This window comes from Photorhabdus sp. RM323S (genome assembly GCF_042879375.1).
Classification (GTDB): Bacteria; Pseudomonadota; Gammaproteobacteria; order Enterobacterales; family Enterobacteriaceae; genus Photorhabdus; species Photorhabdus tasmaniensis.
Map to the genome: position 1 here is coordinate 65,799 of NZ_JBHFKZ010000009.1, position 17,667 is coordinate 83,465.

General features: G+C 42.0%; 13 protein-coding genes, 1 tRNA gene and 1 pseudogene. 8 read left to right on the forward strand and 7 right to left on the reverse strand.

Annotation, left to right across the window (positions count from 1 at the left end):
* Nucleotides 1–75 precede the first annotated feature (75 nt).
* A complete protein-coding gene (locus ACGF7G_RS06550; RefSeq protein WP_387464307.1) occupies nt 76–1,713 on the reverse strand; it encodes an ABC transporter substrate-binding protein in 1,638 nt (545 codons plus the stop codon).
* A 561-nt stretch (nt 1,714–2,274) separates the two neighbouring features.
* A complete protein-coding gene (locus ACGF7G_RS06555) occupies nt 2,275–2,919 on the reverse strand; it encodes a YchE family NAAT transporter (protein WP_387464309.1) in 645 nt (214 codons plus the stop codon).
* A gap of 412 nt (nt 2,920–3,331) precedes the next feature.
* Between ACGF7G_RS06555 and adhE the strand changes: the two genes are divergently transcribed.
* A complete protein-coding gene (gene adhE / locus ACGF7G_RS06560; protein WP_387464311.1) occupies nt 3,332–5,980 on the forward strand; it encodes a bifunctional acetaldehyde-CoA/alcohol dehydrogenase in 2,649 nt (882 codons plus the stop codon).
* A 137-nt stretch (nt 5,981–6,117) separates the two neighbouring features.
* Here adhE and ACGF7G_RS06565 read toward each other — a convergent pair whose 3' ends face one another.
* A complete protein-coding gene (locus ACGF7G_RS06565) occupies nt 6,118–6,714 on the reverse strand; it encodes a thymidine kinase (protein ID WP_387464313.1) in 597 nt (198 codons plus the stop codon).
* A 642-nt stretch (nt 6,715–7,356) separates the two neighbouring features.
* Here ACGF7G_RS06565 and hns point away from each other — a divergent pair.
* Entirely contained in the window at nt 7,357–7,761 is a 405-nt protein-coding gene (gene hns / locus ACGF7G_RS06570) for a histone-like nucleoid-structuring protein H-NS (RefSeq protein WP_133812925.1), read from the forward strand.
* Between the two features lie 297 nt (nt 7,762–8,058).
* Here the strand turns inward: hns and ACGF7G_RS06575 are convergent, their stop codons facing one another.
* From ACGF7G_RS06575 to rssB, 4 genes are all read right to left on the reverse strand, one after another.
* On the reverse strand, nt 8,059–9,072 hold the full coding sequence (locus ACGF7G_RS06575; RefSeq protein WP_387464315.1) for an NAD-dependent epimerase: 1,014 nt from the start codon (nt 9,070–9,072) through the stop codon (nt 8,059–8,061).
* Nucleotides 9,073–9,080: 8 nt separating this feature from the next.
* Nucleotides 9,081–10,424, reverse strand: coding sequence for a UDP-glucose dehydrogenase family protein (locus ACGF7G_RS06580; protein ID WP_387464317.1), 1,344 nt, complete (start codon nt 10,422–10,424; stop codon nt 9,081–9,083).
* Nucleotides 10,425–10,449: 25 nt separating this feature from the next.
* Nucleotides 10,450–11,367, reverse strand: coding sequence for a UTP--glucose-1-phosphate uridylyltransferase GalU (gene galU, locus ACGF7G_RS06585; protein ID WP_387464319.1), 918 nt, complete (start codon nt 11,365–11,367; stop codon nt 10,450–10,452).
* A 413-nt stretch (nt 11,368–11,780) separates the two neighbouring features.
* Nucleotides 11,781–12,806: a two-component system response regulator RssB gene (gene rssB, locus ACGF7G_RS06590; protein WP_387464321.1), complete on the reverse strand. Its 1,026-nt coding sequence runs from the start codon at nt 12,804–12,806 to the stop codon at nt 11,781–11,783.
* 156 nt (nt 12,807–12,962) lie between these two features.
* Between rssB and ACGF7G_RS06595 the strand changes: the two genes are divergently transcribed.
* From ACGF7G_RS06595 to otnI, 6 genes and pseudogenes are all read left to right on the forward strand, one after another.
* Nucleotides 12,963–13,424, forward strand: coding sequence for a YchJ family protein (locus ACGF7G_RS06595; protein WP_133812920.1), 462 nt, complete (start codon nt 12,963–12,965; stop codon nt 13,422–13,424).
* A gap of 45 nt (nt 13,425–13,469) precedes the next feature.
* Nucleotides 13,470–14,318 carry a formyltetrahydrofolate deformylase gene (purU, locus tag ACGF7G_RS06600; protein ID WP_387464324.1) on the forward strand — a complete coding sequence of 283 codons (849 nt, stop codon included), beginning with the start codon at nt 13,470–13,472 and terminating at the stop codon, nt 14,316–14,318.
* A gap of 152 nt (nt 14,319–14,470) precedes the next feature.
* Nucleotides 14,471–14,555: transfer RNA gene (locus ACGF7G_RS06605), tRNA-Tyr, on the forward strand.
* Between the two features lie 530 nt (nt 14,556–15,085).
* Nucleotides 15,086–16,378, forward strand: a complete 1,293-nt coding sequence (otnK, locus tag ACGF7G_RS06610; RefSeq protein WP_387464326.1) for a 3-oxo-tetronate kinase — start codon at nt 15,086–15,088, stop codon at nt 16,376–16,378.
* Nucleotides 16,371–16,862: pseudogene (locus ACGF7G_RS06615) on the forward strand (class II aldolase/adducin family protein). Before otnK ends, ACGF7G_RS06615 begins: the two are co-directional and overlap by 8 nt.
* A 22-nt stretch (nt 16,863–16,884) precedes the next feature.
* Nucleotides 16,885–17,664, forward strand: coding sequence for a 2-oxo-tetronate isomerase (gene otnI, locus ACGF7G_RS06620; RefSeq protein WP_387464328.1), 780 nt, complete (start codon nt 16,885–16,887; stop codon nt 17,662–17,664).
* Nucleotides 17,665–17,667: the final 3 nt, after the last annotated feature.

The following is a 17,667-nucleotide window of genomic DNA, read 5'->3' on the forward strand; positions in this document are numbered from 1 at the left end:
GTCGGATTATCACCTGCATTCAAAAGGAACGATTTTATTTGCAGGGCCAGTAACTCTTTTGAGTAAAACTAATGTCTAGTTTTTTATCATATACAGTTGCTTAATATCCATATAATCTAATGGGTCTTTCCCTGAAAACCCTCCCACTGATGGGCTAACAAGCCGTACACTCACCCGGTAATAAACGGGAATCAATACCGAGTCCTTATCAAGTTGAAATTCAGCTTGTTGGTATAACTTCTTACGCGCAGCCGCATCTTTAGCGACTAATGCCTGCTCCAGATAGCCATCGAAATTTTTATTCTGGTAGAAAGCCGTGTTATTACTGCTATGTGAAAGCAACGTATTTAAAAATGCCGTAGGTTCATTGTAATCCGCACACCAAGTTGCTCTGGTAACCTCATAATTCCCTTGGTGGCGACTTTCGAGAGAAGTTTTCCATTCCTGATTCTGTAAAATCACATCAGCTCCCAGATTCTTTTTCCACATGGAAGCGGCGGCAATAGCCTGCTGTTTATTTTGATCAGATGTGTTGTATAACAATGTGAACTTTAGCGGATTCGCCTGATTAAAACCCGCCTGCGCCAGTAATTCTCTGGCTCGCTTATTACGCTGTTCCTGTGTCCAGCTAGCCCACTCTGGTTTAGAAAAATCACTACCACCGATAAACGTTGGCGTAAAACCATAAGCCGGTACTTGCCCCTGTCCCATAATTTTTCCCGCAATAATCTCCCGGTCGAGAGTTAACTTAACGGCTTCACGGACTCTTACATCAGTAAACGGGGGTTTATTATTGTTAATTTCGTAATAGAACGTACAGAGATAAGGGCTGACGCGCATTTGATCAGGGATCTCTTTTTTCATTTTCCGATACAGATCCGGAGGGATAGCGCTGTTGGTGATATTTATTTCTCCACTACGGTAGCGGTTAACACTACTGGTTTCAGATTGAAGTGGTAAAAGCGTCGCTTGCTCAATAATCGTTTTGCCGTTATTCCAGTATTGTGGATTACGTTCAATCACAATCCGCTCATTCACCACCCACTCTTTCAGCCGATACGCCCCATTGCCCACATAATTTTCTGGCAGAGTCCATTTATTACCCAATTTTTCAACCAGATCCTTTTTCACCGGTTTCATTGCCGTATGACTGAGCATATTGATGAAATAAGGCACGGGATGCGTCAGAGTCACCTGCAAACGATGATCATCCAGCGCTTTAACCCCCAACTGGTCAGGAGATTTTTTACCTTTCAGAACATCATCAATGTTTTCAACGTAAGCATATTGAAGATAACTGGCATAAGGTGAACCCACATGAGGATCAGCCAAACGTTGCCAGCTATACACAAAATCATTGGCCGTGACGGGAGTTCCATCACTCCATTTAGCATTATCACGCAGATAAAAAGTCCAGACCTTGTAATCCTGGTTTTCCCAATGGCTGGCAACACCGGGAACAGTTTCTCCCTCGGAGCCCGTACTGACTAATCCTTCCAAGAGGTTAAGAATAATGTTGGTTTCTGGCACACCTTCGACTTTATGTGGATCAAGTGACGCAACTTCTGAGCCATTATTGATAATAATCTGCTGTTTATCCGCAAGCTTCACCCCCTCTGGGACCTCAGCGGCAAACACGGGCGTAACAGGAAATACCGATAATAAAAATATACAGGAAACAAACTTATGTAATTTTAATTGTTTGATCTTCATTTTTTACCTCCAGTTTGGTGAACCTGCTCATTCATTTCGCATATATCCTGTAAGGGCCAGTACCTTCACATTATTTAGCTCAAAGTAACGGATTAAATATTAAAGGAGACTTATCATATCAATTGTTAAAATACCCTTCCCATATTGTACAAACCATCCTTAACAAACAACTTAATGCAATCTATTACATTAATTGACAAAACATCCAAAATAACACCGTAACTAACTGATACACATCATTTTATTTACATTTAGCTTAACTAAAATAGTAAACAAAGGTAGACCAGAGATGAAAATAAACATAATTTTAACAAATTGCAATCAATGCAAATTAAAAACCTACATTCATCACAAAACTACGATGGAAGCAACCAGTTACAGATTGCACTAGCAGACAAAAATAGTTTAGAAAAATATTGGGTTATTTGTATAAAATTCAGGGAATACCAGTAAAATAAGTGAGAAAAACCTATAAGACAGGCTTTATAATAAAAATGACAAGAATATTATAATTTATAATTTGACTTGAGAAGAACCTAACACATTTTATCGTCAATCGTATCAGAGTAACCCTGGGAATAATGCTCTGATCCCTGCCACAATCAGTTCGATCCCCAAAGACATCAATAGCAGCCCCATAATTCGGGTGATAACGTTAATGCCTGTTTGCCCAAGATATTTGACGACCAAGGGAGCTGATCGGAATAACAACCAGCAGCAAAAAGCAAACAATGCACTGGTTATCACCAGCCCAATAAAATTCTGCCATCCCTGATAGCGGGAACTCCAAACAATACAAGAGCTGATCGCCCCGGGGCCAGCCATTAACGGCAATGCCAGCGGCACAACACCAACACTCTCTCTAATGGCGGTTTCTGATTTTTCTTGCTTATTCTGTTTGTCTTCCCCAAGTTTACCGTTAATCATCGACATAGCGATTGTCACAACAAGGATCCCCCCGGCAATACGGAAAGAGTCAATGGAAATGCCAAACATCCGCAGTATCGAATCACCCAGCAGCAAAGCTGTCCATAAAATGATGGCAACAGAAATATTGGCAACAAAATTAGTTCTATTGCGGACGGCCTGAGCCTGGTAGTGAGTCATGCTGATAAAAACCGGCAAAATACCAACAGGATTGACGAGTGCAAACAGCCCAACAAAAAACTTAATATAACCAGAAAGATCCAACAGTAAATCACCCACTAATAACCCCCCTTGAGTTACACAGTGTTAACGAAAATATTTTCATATGATTACTTACCCAAAAATCATAGAAAACTTAATTTTTTCTTTACTTTATACGGATGACGTTCCGCTTTCCATCGGCTGAGACTCATTTTTCAATTTAAAATGTCTTATATAACAAATTGTTAACCCAATTTTTTCATTAGGTTAAAAACTCAACCTTACTAACACTTTTATCACTCAACTAACGATAATAATCACTCACCCAAGCTGAAAGGAGTCAGCTTGGGATTTATGTGATTAAGATCAATATCTATTTAATACCGAATGGTAATCTGTAGCCATCATAAAATCACCAAGCTAAATAGTCTAAAAAACCCTTATCCATTGATATTTAAGTATTTTTAATATTTTCCAGGAGTACTTCTCTATGACTGTAACTCATATTACTGAACTGAACGAGCTGATTGCTCGGGTTAAAAAAGCACAACGTGAATTTGCCAACTTTTCTCAGGAGCAAGTTGACAAGATCTTCCGTGCCGCGGCCCTTGCAGCAGCAGATGCACGCATCCCTTTAGCAAAATTAGCCGTGGCGGAATCAGGGATGGGGATTGTCGAAGATAAAGTGATCAAAAACCATTTCGCTTCCGAATACATCTATAACGCTTATAAAGATGAGAAAACCTGTGGCATTTTGTCCGAAGACAAAACATTCGGCACCATCACTATCGCCGAACCTATTGGCTTAATCTGCGGTATCGTGCCAACAACTAACCCAACATCCACCGCGATTTTTAAGGCGCTGATCAGCCTGAAAACCCGTAACGGTATTATTTTTTCACCCCATCCACGCGCTAAAAAAGCAACAAATAAAGCAGCTGAATTGGTTCTGTGTGCTGCGGTGGAAGCCGGTGCACCAAAAGATATTATTGGCTGGATTGATGAACCGTCTGTTGAACTTTCCAATGCATTGATGCACCACCAAGATATCAACCTGATCCTGGCGACCGGTGGCCCTGGTATGGTAACAGCAGCATACAGCTCTGGTAAGCCGGCAATCGGCGTTGGTGCGGGGAACACACCGGTCGTCATCGACGAATCAGCTGATATTAAACGCGCAGTCGCCTCTATTCTGATGTCCAAAACTTTCGACAACGGTGTTATCTGTGCTTCAGAACAGTCCGTTATCGTGGTGGATTCTGTTTATGATCAGGTGCGTAAACGTTTCTTTACTCATGGTGGTTATTTGTTACAAGGTAAGGAACTGAAAGCAGTTCAAGATATCATCCTGAAAAACGGTAACCTGAATGCGGAAATTGTTGGTCAACCCGCAACGAAAATTGCCGAAATGGCCGGCTTTCATGTTCCGGAAAGAACCAAGATCCTAATCGGAGAAGTCAATCTGATTGATAAAGCAGAACCCTTCGCCCACGAAAAACTGTCTCCATTACTCGCAATGTATCGTGGTAACAATTTTGAAGACGCGGTAGAGAAAGCGGAAAAACTGGTTGAAATGGGGGGGATTGGTCACACATCCTGCCTGTATACCGACCAGGACAATCAAGCGGCACGCATCAAATACTTTGGCGACAAAATGAAAACAGCCCGTATTCTGGTGAATACACCCGCTTCCCAGGGGGGTATCGGTGATCTCTATAATTTCAAACTTGCCCCATCTCTGACACTGGGCTGCGGTTCATGGGGAGGAAACTCTATCTCTGAAAACGTAGGGCCAAAACATCTCATCAACACCAAAACTGTGGCGAAAAGGGCAGAAAATATGCTGTGGCATAAACTTCCAAAATCAATTTACTTCCGCCGCGGTTCACTGCCTATCGCATTAGAGGAAGTCGCAACTGATGGCGCAAAACGTGCCTTCATCGTAACAGACCGTTTCTTATTCAATAATGGCTATGCTGACCAGGTCACTGATGTGCTGAAATCCCACGGGATAGAAACCGAAGTTTTCTTTGAAGTTGAAGCAGACCCTACCCTAAGCATTGTTCGTAAGGGTGCGGAACAAATGCACTCATTCAAACCAGATATCATTATTGCCTTGGGTGGTGGTTCTCCAATGGATGCCGCCAAAATTATGTGGGTGATGTATGAACACCCTGAAACGCATTTCGAAGAATTAGCCCTGCGGTTTATGGATATCCGTAAACGTATCTACCGATTCCCCAAAATGGGGATTAAAGCGAAAATGGTAGCGATTACCACAACTTCCGGTACAGGCTCTGAAGTGACACCCTTCGCCGTTGTCACTGATGATGCAACCGGTCAGAAATATCCACTGGCTGATTATGCTCTGACGCCGGATATGGCTATCGTTGATGCCAACCTGGTGATGAATCTGCCAAAATCACTGTGTGCTTTTGGTGGACTAGACGCAATCACCCATTCCCTGGAAGCTTACGTATCGGTCCTGGCAAACGAATACTCTGACGGACAAGCACTGCAAGCGCTAAAACTATTGAAAGAGTTCCTCCCAGCCAGCTATCACGAAGGCGCCACTAACCCAATCGCCCGTGAACGGGTTCATAATGCTGCAACTATTGCGGGTATTGCATTTGCTAATGCTTTCCTGGGAGTATGTCACTCTATGGCACATAAATTGGGTTCGGAGTTCCATATTCCACATGGCCTTGCTAACGCACTGCTGATTTGTAACGTTATCCGTTATAACGCTAACGATAACCCAACCAAACAGACTGCATTCAGCCAATATGACCGCCCGCAAGCCCGCCGTCGTTATGCTGAAATTGCGGATCATCTTGGTTTATCTGCGACCGGCGACCATACAGCAGCAAAAATCGAAAAACTGCTGGCATGGCTGGAAGAGATGAAATCGACACTGGGTATCCCAACATCTATCCGCGAAGCCGGTGTTCAGGAAGCTGACTTCCTGGCAAAAATTGATAAGTTGTCTGAAGATGCCTTCGACGACCAATGCACTGGCGCTAACCCACGCTACCCCCTGATTTCTGAGCTGAAACAATTACTGCTAGATTCATTCTATGGCCGTGAATTCACAGAAACAGAGGTAACGCCAGAACCTCCGGAAAAAACAGGCTGTTAACTGATGTAAACCACTTAAAAGGGGCAAATATAAGCCCCTTTAACTTTACCTCTGCCCCATTTTCCTCACGGTTAATCCAAGCTCTCAAACGGCCTCAGGAAGCTTTACAACAGACAACAGAATTATAAATTGTATACTTATCTTCGTCTTTCCTTAGCCTTACTGATAGCATCCATATAGTGCTTACGGCAAACAGACACATATTTCTCATTACCACCAATATCAACCTGTTCGCCATCATAAACGACCATACCTTCGCCATCAAAACGTAATACACGGCTTGCCTTGCGCCCACAATGGCAGATAGTTTTCAGCTCAACTAGCTTATCAGCCCACGCCAAAAGATACTGACTACCACTAAAAAGCTCTCCGCTGAAATCCGTTCTCAGCCCATAGCAAAGAACCGGAATATCATCGTAGTCAGTCACTTTACATAGCTGTTCAACCTGTGCTTTCGTGAGAAACTGACACTCATCAATCAGCACACAATGCACTTTTTCCCGCATATTTTCATTTCTAATTAACTCACCAATATCTGTCTGTTGGCTAAACAAAAGTGCATCAGCAGATAATCCAATCCGAGAACTGACTTTTCCTTTTTCAAACCGGGTGTCAATTTCTGCGGTAAAAATCAGCGTTCTCATCCCTCTCTCATTATAGTTATAAGAGGATTGCAACAGTGATGTCGATTTTCCGGCGTTCATTGCGGAGTAATAAAAATAAAGTTGAGCCATTGGCCCTGCCTCTTAACAAAATTTATAAAGCCATATAGTCAGATGAGTTTACCATAAACTTTAGTGGTGATTATCCATCTCAGTAAGCTTTACCGATTGATATACAGAAATATTTAGCTTAATGATGTCTTAATGATTCATGACCTTGATCACATCAAATGAGTAATAAAGCGCATTTAAACGACAAATGTTCATGTTTAAATTAAGAAATGAAAGCCAGACTGATTTGTTGCATATTGTATACAAATTAATAATGCGCGTGACTTACTCCCAGAAAATAGTCACAGAAAATCGACGATAACTCATGGATTAGTCATAAGTTTTTTTTAACTTAGTATTATTCTGCCTTAGCAGGTATGATAAGAAACAGTTAAAATTACTTACCGATTTAGTATATGCTTGGTTTATAAATTAGAGAGATAATCATGACCCCCTTTGTTAAAGGTACCCTGAACATGTTATTGTGGAATGACAATCGAAATAGCTGTATAAAAAGCGCTATATAACTTTTGTAAAGAAATTACGTTTAAAAAAAAGAGTCATTTTATCCGAATATGAGAAAATGACTATTGCAGAAAATAAAATAGCATTCTATTATTATATCCACATCAGCCATCATCATTATAATTTGAGACCAGGACAATGAGCGATTTAAAAACCCTAAATAACATCCGTACTTTACGAGCTCAAGCAAGAGAATGTGAACTTGAGTTCTTAGAAGAAATACTTGAAAAACTGACCGTCGCTGTTGAAGAGCGTCGTGAAGAAGAAAGTCAGGTACAAGCTGAATTAGAGGAACGTACACGCAAATTGGAAGAAGTTCGTAAAATGATTCTTGATCAAGGAATTGATCCAAGTGAATTGCTTCAGACAATGAGCGCCGGCAAATCTGCTGGTAAAACAAAACGTCCTGCGCGTCCAGCTAAATACCAATACGTTGATACAAACGGTGAAACTAAAACCTGGACAGGTCAAGGGCGTACACCAGCTGTTATCAAAAAAGCAATTGAAGACGAAGGAAAAACTCTGGAAAGCTTCTTGCTCTAACATGTTGTTTTTAAATTGATTTAATTATAAAAATACCCTCTCACAAGGGTATTTTTATTATATAAACGGTTTAACTGACAAACGTATTAATGCCTGTTATATGAGCTTAAACATCATTGGCAGGCATTTAATCAAGTAACAACCTGTAGGTGTCATTTCTTTGTTGTGAAGCAACGCTAGCTAGTGACTAACTTAGCCAATGCTAAGGCAAATTAATAACCAATCAGGTACAGTTATTTACTTCTCTTGGATCGCTGTCAGTGATTCAATAGAAAAGGAGCCAATGGCTCCTTTTTCTTATTTGGATTGATGATAGAAATTCAAATACCACTCTACAAACTGCTTCACGCCATGCTTTAGCGGCGTATTGGGGGCAAATCCTATTTTTTGAAAAAGGTCACTTGAATCAGCACAGGTCGATAGAACATCACCATCTTGCATGGGCATAAAATTTTTCTTAGCCTGAATGCCTAATGACTCTTCTATCGCCTCAATAAAATCACCTAGTCTAGTTGGTTGACCATTACCAATATTATAAATACAGTAAGGAGCAGAACTGGCAGATATTTGCCCATCCTCAACCATCCAGCGCTCATTTGATGCAGGAATGATGTCTTGCAACTTGATTATTGATTCGACGATATCATCGATATAAGTAAAGTCTCTAACCATGTTACCGTGGTTATAAACCTCAATAGGCTGCCCTAATAACATCGCTTTAGTGAACTTAAATAAAGCCATATCAGGACGCCCCCACGGGCCATATACGGTGAAAAATCGCAAGCCTGTCGTTGGCAACTGATAAAGATGAGAGTAACAATGAGACATTAATTCATCTGATTTTTTAGTTGCCGCATATAGTGAAATTGGGTGATCAACTGAATCGTTTGTCGAAAACGGTTGCTTTCTATTTAACCCATAAACAGAACTGGAAGAAGAATATAATAAATGCTCAACATTATTATGGCGACAACCCTCCAGGATATTGATATGCCCAACTATATTCGAATCAATGTAAGCCATTGGGTTTTGCAACGAATAGCGAACACCCGCCTGAGCGCCCAGATGGATAACCCGCTGGAATTGATGCCGCACAAAAAGATCAAAAATGGCTATTCTGTCAGCTAAATCCAGCTTTTCAAATTTAAAACCCGGTTTATCAAATAATAAATCTAACCGTGCTTGTTTAAGATTCACATCATAATAGTCATTAAGGTTGTCAATACCCACAACCTCATGCCCCATTTTTAATAATCGCTGGCTCACATGAAAACCAATAAAACCAGCAGCACCTGTCACTAAGAATTTCATCGTATTACTCAGATAACCGGGTTAATGGATGCGCCACGACCAATCCCATAATAAGTAAAACCACGGGATTGCAGGCGTTCAGGATCATAGAGATTCCGCCCGTCAAAGATAACGGGCGTCCTGAGAGACCCTTTGATGATATCAAAATCTGGCGCACGGAAACTTTGCCATTCAGTACAGATAATCAGGGCATCCGCCCCATTCAGCGCCGCTTCCTTGGTACCCATCAATGATAAATCATCACGCTGACCATAAATACGTTGAGCTTCCTGCATCGCCTCAGGATCATAAGCCTGTATTTTGGCACCTGCCTGCCACAAGACTTCCATCAAAACACGGCTGGATGCTTCACGCATATCATCGGTATTCGGTTTGAACGATAACCCCCAAACTGCAAATGTCTTGCCGGATAAATTTTCACCGAAATGGCGTTTAACAAAAGAAGGTAATTTACTCTTTTGCTGTTCATTCACTTGTTCTACCGCATGAAGGATCCTGGGTTGATAGCCAATTTGCTCTGCGGTACGAATTAACGCCTGCACATCTTTCGGAAAACATGAGCCACCATAACCACAGCCCGGATAGATAAAATGATAGCCAATACGGGAATCAGAACCTATTCCCTGACGAACATGCTCAATATCCGCCCCCAGCATTTCAGCTAAGTTCGCGATCTCATTCATGAAACTGATTTTCGTTGCCAACATACAGTTCGCGGCATATTTCGTCAGTTCTGCACTGCGGATATCCATCACAATCATACGATCATGATTACGATTAAATGGCTCATACAATTCACGAATCAGGTCAACGACTCTGTCGTTGTCACACCCAATAATAATCCGCTCAGGACGCATACAATCTGCAACAGCGGCCCCTTCTTTAAGGAACTCAGGGTTAGAAACCACATCAAACGGGATATCAATATTGCGTTTACGCAGAGTCTCATTAACAACCGCATTAACTTTATCTGCTGTACCAACAGGAACCGTAGATTTATCAATAATAACTTTATAGCTATCCATGTACTCGGCAATAGTACGGGCAACGGCGGAGACATACTTCAAATCCGCTGAACCATCTTCATCCGGGGGCGTACCTACTGCAATAAACTGTAATTTACCGTGAGCAACACCGGCCTTTGCATCAGTGCTGAAATTCAGGCGGCCTTCTTCATAATTCTTCTTAACCAGTGGCGCTAAACCCGGCTCAAAAATGGGGACTTGACCATTTTTCAGATTTTCAACTTTATTTTCATCTACATCAATGCAAAGGACATCATGCCCTACTTCAGCTAAAACCGTAGCCTGAACCAAGCCAACATAGCCAATACCAAATACCGTAACTTTCATATGATACCTAACAATTTCCACAAGATTATTCTTTAGCTTGATCCTGCAAAGCCACTAACCAATCAGTAAACTCTTTGCCTAACGCATGATGTTTCATGCCATATTGGACAAACGCCTGCATATAACCGAGCTTATTACCACAATCATGACTTACCCCCCGCAAGTGATAGGCTTCCACGGATTCCTTTTCCATTAACATAGCAATAGCATCGGTAAGTTGAATCTCATCTCCGGCACCCGGCGCTGTTTTTGCCAATAATGGCCAAATTTTTTCAGACAACACATAACGGCCAACAATAGAAAGGTTTGACGGCGCTTCTTTTGGTTCAGGTTTTTCGACCACACACCTGATAGGTTTGCTGTCACCGGGTTGCAGATTTTCTCCCCGACAATCGACAATACCATAACTGGAAACATCTTCATGAGGTACAGGTTCTACTAATATCTGGCTGGCTCCCGTTTCATTATAACGAACCAACATCTCACTCAGATTATATTTAGTCAGGTCTGTACTGTACTCATCAAGAATAACATCAGGGAGTATCACCGCAAAAGGCTCATCGCCAATTAAGGGTTTGGCACATAACACCGCATGGCCTAATCCTTTAGCAATTCCCTGGCGAGTTTGCATAATAGTGACGTGACTTGGACAAATAGATTGAACTTCATCCAGTAGCTGACGTTTCACCCTTTGCTCAAGGATAGCCTCCAGCTCAAAACTGGTATCGAAATGGTTTTCAATTGAATTTTTTGATGAATGAGTCACCAGAATAATTTCATTAATGCCAGCGGCAATACATTCATTAACAACATACTGAATAAGAGGTTTATCCACTAAGGGCAGCATCTCTTTAGGAATTGCTTTCGTAGCAGGTAACATCCTTGTTCCCAATCCGGCGACGGGAATAACGGCTTTCTTTACTATTTTACTTACTGATGGCATTAATCTTTTCTCCTGATGTTTTTTGGCTGAAACAAACCCGTCTTCAACTCAAAATCAGTGCTGGCTCTTTAAGAACCTATTCCAATAAGGCGTCATTATTGCAGACCATTCTTATCAATAAATCGAGAGTGCGGACAACATACAAAAACCGACGCATACACAGAACACATCGCTTTGTCCGCCTTTCTGGTCACATTAATAGTACACTCAAAAGTTATCGCTTTTATCTGCGCCGTGCTAAATTCGCTCTTTGCACTAAAGAGCGACAAATAAAATAGCCTGGTAGATTCCAAGCAGAATGAACTGAGTATACCAGCTAATTCTATCCGATAAACAGCGCCATTCTGTCTAATTACATCACCGTGACTTGATGTTTAATATCTGCTTTAAACAAAATCCCACCTTGGTAATATTCACCCGGAATATATAGAAGAAAGCATCAATTTTATTTGACTATCTGTATTCCAAATCCGACATTGCCATTCAGCACTATGAGAACAAACCTGGTTCGAACAAATTGTTCTCAACGTCCCAAGAGGAACACCACTATCTAATTGGATTTGGTGATTACCCGACTTAATACTGGCATGTAACCCTGCTGAAGTAAGCAGAACCGTTTTGTTAATTGTATGATAATAGCCAAGCAGCAATGGAAATTGCCCTTGTAATCCTGCATCTTCCAACAAATTATTAATCCTGTTTAGAATACCTGACATACTGGGTAAACGCCGGGAATGATGGGTGATATGCTCTTGTAACAAACTGTTAAATGCAACTCTGAGTAATAATGCTGAAATCACACCGTACTCTGTTGAACGGCTGATATCCAGACAATAAAAAGCTAATTCATTGTCAGATAACGCAGCCATATCGAGAATTAACCCTGGTTTATCAATCATATTTAATTTTCGATAATTGACTTTACAGTGAGCAATCACCTGAGAAACCGGGGGTTGTAACTGCTTAAACATATTTAATGCTTCATCTGAATTATGTTTCAGCGTTAACCAATCTTTATTCAAGTTATTCTGTTCAATTGCACCAGACATAAAAACAGTTGGATGTAAATAGGCCAGTACTGCTTTTTTTATCTCATTTAGATCTGCAACAGGTTTTAATAAAACATCTTTTGCACCTAAACGAAGCACTTCATCAACTTCTGCCATCTTGTTAGTTGCTGAAATAATGATAACTGGAATATTAATGCCCTCATTAGTTAATTTCGCAACAAATTCAATGCCATTCATCACCGGCATATCTAAATCACATAAAATAAGTTCAATATGAGCTTCACGTCCCAAAACCTGTAGTGCAATAGCGCCATTAGATGCGACCAATACCTTAGCGCCCAACGTTCGCAAATACCCAGCCAGCAAAGAACTAAAAACAGGTTCATCCTCTACAACCAGAATCTGTTTGCCTGCCAGTGCTTTTTCCATAAACACGCTCCCTTAGCTTAATATTGCGACTTTCACCTGTTCTTAGGTACTATCAATCATATTAGTTCAATAAAGTGACTATCATTTGTTCTCTTACGTTTCTTTGCAATAGAAAGCGCATAAAATGGTATTTCACCCTTTACAATTGGAGTTATTTTGACAGAGTTATGCCCTTGCGGCAGTGGAATAGATTTTGCGGATTGCTGTTCTGCTTATCTCAAAAACACAAAACCTGCCCCAAACGCCGAATCATTGATGCGTTCCAGATACAGTGCCTATGTAAAACATAATGCTGATTACCTTATTGCCAGTTGGCATCCTGACTGCCAGGCTGAAAAGTGGCGTTCAGATATAGAGCAGAGTTTTATTGCTACCCAATGGCTCGGATTAAATATTATCGCAACTGAAAAAGGTAAAAACGATAACGAAGCCTATGTTGAATTTTCAACTTGCTTTCTTGATCAAAAAGCCCAGGATAAACAACTTATTCATGAACGTTCACGTTTTCTTCGCATAGACCAGCGGTGGTATTATATTGACGGCGTTAAACCTCAAACTGGCCGTAATAGCCCCTGTCCATGTGGTTCAGGTAAAAAATACAAAAAATGTTGTGGTTAAACACCACAGACAAAAAGTGAAAAAGATTTAAGGATCACCCTATTCATGCAACACCAACATGTACAAAAGAAAATTCTGCGCACTATTTGCCCTGATGCAAAAGGATTAATCGCCAAAATTACTAACATCTGCTACAAGCACCAACTGAATATCGTTCAGAATAATGAATTCGTCGATCATCACACCAGCCGCTTTTTCATGCGTACTGAGCTTGAAGGGATCTTCAACGATGAAACATTTCTTGCTGACTTAGATGACGCGCTACCGGTGGGTTCGCAGCGGGAATTAAACACTGCTGGGCGGCGGCGTATTGTTATTATGGTGACAAAAGAAGCGCATTGCCTTGGGGATTTACTCATGAAAAGCGCTTACGATGGGCTTGATGTTGAAATTGCTGCGGTTATCGGCAACCACGCAACATTACAATCATTAGTTGAACAATTTGGTATCCCTTTCCATTTAATCAGCCATGAAGGTTTAACCCGTGAGCAACATGATGAAAAACTGATTACCCAGATCGACCAGTACAAACCTGATTACGTAGTACTTGCCAAATACATGCGGGTACTGACACCGGAATTTGTCCAGCATTACCCAAATCAGATTATTAATATTCACCACTCCTTCTTACCTGCATTTATCGGGGCCCGACCTTATCATCAGGCATATGAAAGAGGCGTAAAAATCATAGGAGCGACAGCCCACTACGTGAATGATAATCTGGATGAAGGTCCAATCATTACTCAGAATGTCATTAATATAGACCATACATACACAGCTGAAGACATGATGAGAGCTGGCCGGGATGTTGAAAAAAATGTCCTGAGCCATGCTTTATACTGGGTACTTGCCCAACGGGTTTTTGTTTATGGAAACCGTACAGTCATTCTTTAGCAGAAAAAAACCCTTGCTTATTGCTTACAACTGACTCGCTCGGAGCAAAAAAACAGCATACGGTAACTTATTTTCAAATATAGACTTTACAGGGGCGGTTCATTTGATATGATTCCGCCCGCTGTAAGCAACAATGATACTTTTCAAAATTTGGTGGGGTTCCCGAGCGGCCAAAGGGAGCAGACTGTAAATCTGCCGTCACAGACTTCGAAGGTTCGAATCCTTCCCCCACCACCATCACAAACATGTTATTCCTGAATATCCAATACCAGCCATCTATGTTTAAAGTGGTGATAGCATATTTATATCTGAGATATGATGTCATCATGTCTGAACAAACACACTCATGCGAGGTATACCCGTGCTGACAGAGGTGGCTGGTGGAGAAAGCTGAAGGAATAACGCGCTTCACCCCGCTTGCACTACTGTATTGTGAAGGCGTTAAAAGCACTCAACGAAATTCGCTTACCCGATCTTAAATGTATCCATAGTCATATTCTTCATCACACCTTTATGTGAAAGTTAACATTTCACAACAATCCAACATAAACGTTATAAATCAAATAATTACTAGAAAAATAAACTTCGCGCATAGGATGCGCGAATGTGATAACAGTCGTATATTTGTGAAATAGCGTGTGAAATAATCATAAAAAATAAGAATTATAGGATTGGGGCTATGGTAATGGGAATCGCCTGTTCATTAATACGTGCAGACATTCCTACATATGGGTTTGATTTAAACTCACTTTGCCGGAGAGAAAATAATGACCATTAAATTGGGCGTTATTGCCGATGACTTTACCGGCGCAACCGATATCGCAGGTTTTATGGTGCAAAGTGGCTGGCAAGTCGTTCAGCTTCTTGATACGCCTGACGAAAATACCATCATTTCACAGGACATTGATGCCCAAGAGATTGATGCGATTATTATCAGCCTGAAAAGCCGTTCCTGTCCGGTAGATGAGGCAGTGAATAACGCGCTGAAATCCTGTCGCTGGCTACGCCAGAAGGCAGGCTGCCAGCAAATATTCTTCAAATACTGCTCAACTTTTGACTCCACCAGCAAAGGCAATATCGGGCCGGTCACTGATGCTCTGATGGATGAATTAAAAACAGATATCACGCTAATCTCCCCCGCCCTCCCTATCAACGGTCGGACAGTTATTCATGGGCATCTGTTTGTCAACGGTCAGCTACTTAACGAAAGTGGTATGCAGCACCATCCCGTAACCCCCATGACAAATGCCAATCTGATACGCCTGATGGAGCAACAAGCCCAAGGAAAAGCAGATTTGGTGGATCTGACATGTATTCATCAGGGGGAACAAGCAATCCGCGATCGGCTAAATAATTTACAACAACAAGGCATACGTTACGCGGTAACAGACGCCATGACCATGAATGACCTGCTACCTACTGCCAGAGCCGCCTTAGAACTGAAATTAATCACCGGTGGTTCCGGTCTTGGTGCTGCACTTGCCAGCCTAGATACCGGAAAACCATTGATGCCACCCCAGCCGGAAGGCGCAACACCACCAGCCCAGAATAGGCGCACCGTAATCTTCTCCGGCAGTTGCTCCGCTATGACTAACCAACAAGTTGCTCAATACCAAAAACGGGCTCCTGCCAAAGCCCTGGATATTAGTTCATGCATTAATGATCCTCACTATGCCGAACGACTGGTAACGTGGGCTATTCAACAACCTGAAAACAGCCTGGCGCCAATGTTATACACGACTCAACCCCCGGAAACATTGCAGAAAATCCAACAACAATATGGCGCAACCATTGCCAGTGAAGCAATAGAAAACATATTCTCCAGCGTTGTAAAAAGCCTGCATCAACAAGGGTTCAATACATTTATTGTCGCAGGCGGCGAAACTGCCGGTAAAATAGTACAAAGTCTGAACATCCGACAATTCAGTATCGGTGCACCTATTGCCCCTGGCGTACCCTGGGTACACGATCTACAACACAATTATTGGCTGGCATTGAAATCAGGTAACTTCGGCGATATTGATTTCTTCCTGCGTGCACAGGAGATGTTTCATGTGTGAACCCGCACTACGGACAGAACTCGTCAAATGGGCCCGTTCAATGTTTTACCGGGGTTATAACCGGGGTTATAGTCGTGGCGGTACAGGTAATACCAGCGCTAAGTTGGCAGATGGCACGATCATCATTACGCCGACTAACCCACAAAAGAAGTTTCCATGCACCTGACAATGTACCGCAACCGTCCCAAATATCAGGCGGTGGTACACCTGCACTCCCCTTGGTTAACTACCGCTGGTGAAATATCTACCACCAGGAGATAAAAGAATCGGTGAAGAAATTGCGAAGCTGGCCGCAAAACATAACGCAATTCTGCTATCGAACTACGGACCAGTTGTCGGTGGCGAAACTTTACGGCAAGCTTTTTTCAACGCGGAAGAATTGGAAGATACCGCACGGCTCTATCTGACATTATTACCACACGGTTTCACGGCGCTAAATAAAGAACAAGTACAGGAATTTGAAACTCGTTACCCAAAAAACTGAATAAACCAACAAGGAATGCATCATGGCTAAATTTGCGGCAAACTTGAGCATGATGTTCAAAGACGAGCCTTTTACAGAACGTTTTGCCCGCGCAGCCAAAGCCGGATTTAAAGGCGTTGAATATCTGTTTCCTTACGAAGCAGCAGCAGAAGACCTTGCTGCCCTGCTAAAACAGCATCAATTAACACAGGTCTTATTCAACATGCCAGCCGGAAACTGGGCGGCGGGTGAAAGAGGAACAGCCTCTATTCCCGGACGTGAAAAAGAATTTGCGGAAGGTGTACAAACTGCCCTGAAATACGCGTTAGCACTGGATTGCAACCAGATTCATGCTATGGCGGGAAAGCTGAATAAACCGTTTACACCGGAACAACAGCGTGAGTGTTATATTAGAAATATTCAACATTCCGCAGATGTGATGGCAGAACATAATATCAATATATTAATTGAACCGATTAATACCCGTGATATGCCGGGTTATTTTCTGACAACTCAACGCCAGGCCGAAGTATTGCTCAAAGAGATTGATCGTCCAAACGTTTTTATCCAGTTGGATCTATACCACTGCCAGATTATGGAAGGGGATTTACTGCGCACGATTGAACGCCTATGGGGAAAATTCAGCCACATCCAAATTGCCTCTGTGCCGGAGCGTCATGAACCCGATAGTGGCGAGGTAAACTACCCGTGGCTGTTTAATAAACTAGATGAAATGGGTTATCAAGGGTGGCTGGGTTGCGAATATCACCCCGCCGGCCACACTGAAAACGGTCTGGGTTGGCTTCTCAAAGCACAGAAATAACAG

What these genes read in the sequence shown, in the direction of transcription:
- otnK (WP_387464326.1), top strand. Translation starts at nt 15,086, where the DNA reads ATGACCATTAAATTGGGCGTTATTGCCGATGACTTTACCGGCGCAACC.
- ACGF7G_RS06580 (WP_387464317.1), bottom strand. Translation starts at nt 10,424, where the DNA reads ATGAAAGTTACGGTATTTGGTATTGGCTATGTTGGCTTGGTTCAGGCT.
- ACGF7G_RS06565 (WP_387464313.1), bottom strand. Translation starts at nt 6,714, where the DNA reads ATGGCTCAACTTTATTTTTATTACTCCGCAATGAACGCCGGAAAATCG.
- galU (WP_387464319.1), bottom strand. Translation starts at nt 11,367, where the DNA reads ATGCCATCAGTAAGTAAAATAGTAAAGAAAGCCGTTATTCCCGTCGCC.
- ACGF7G_RS06550 (WP_387464307.1), bottom strand. Translation starts at nt 1,713, where the DNA reads ATGAAGATCAAACAATTAAAATTACATAAGTTTGTTTCCTGTATATTT.
- hns (WP_133812925.1), top strand. Translation starts at nt 7,357, where the DNA reads ATGAGCGATTTAAAAACCCTAAATAACATCCGTACTTTACGAGCTCAA.
- purU (WP_387464324.1), top strand. Translation starts at nt 13,470, where the DNA reads ATGCAACACCAACATGTACAAAAGAAAATTCTGCGCACTATTTGCCCT.
- rssB (WP_387464321.1), bottom strand. Translation starts at nt 12,806, where the DNA reads ATGGAAAAAGCACTGGCAGGCAAACAGATTCTGGTTGTAGAGGATGAA.
- ACGF7G_RS06575 (WP_387464315.1), bottom strand. Translation starts at nt 9,072, where the DNA reads ATGAAATTCTTAGTGACAGGTGCTGCTGGTTTTATTGGTTTTCATGTG.
- adhE (WP_387464311.1), top strand. Translation starts at nt 3,332, where the DNA reads ATGACTGTAACTCATATTACTGAACTGAACGAGCTGATTGCTCGGGTT.
- otnI (WP_387464328.1), top strand. Translation starts at nt 16,885, where the DNA reads ATGGCTAAATTTGCGGCAAACTTGAGCATGATGTTCAAAGACGAGCCT.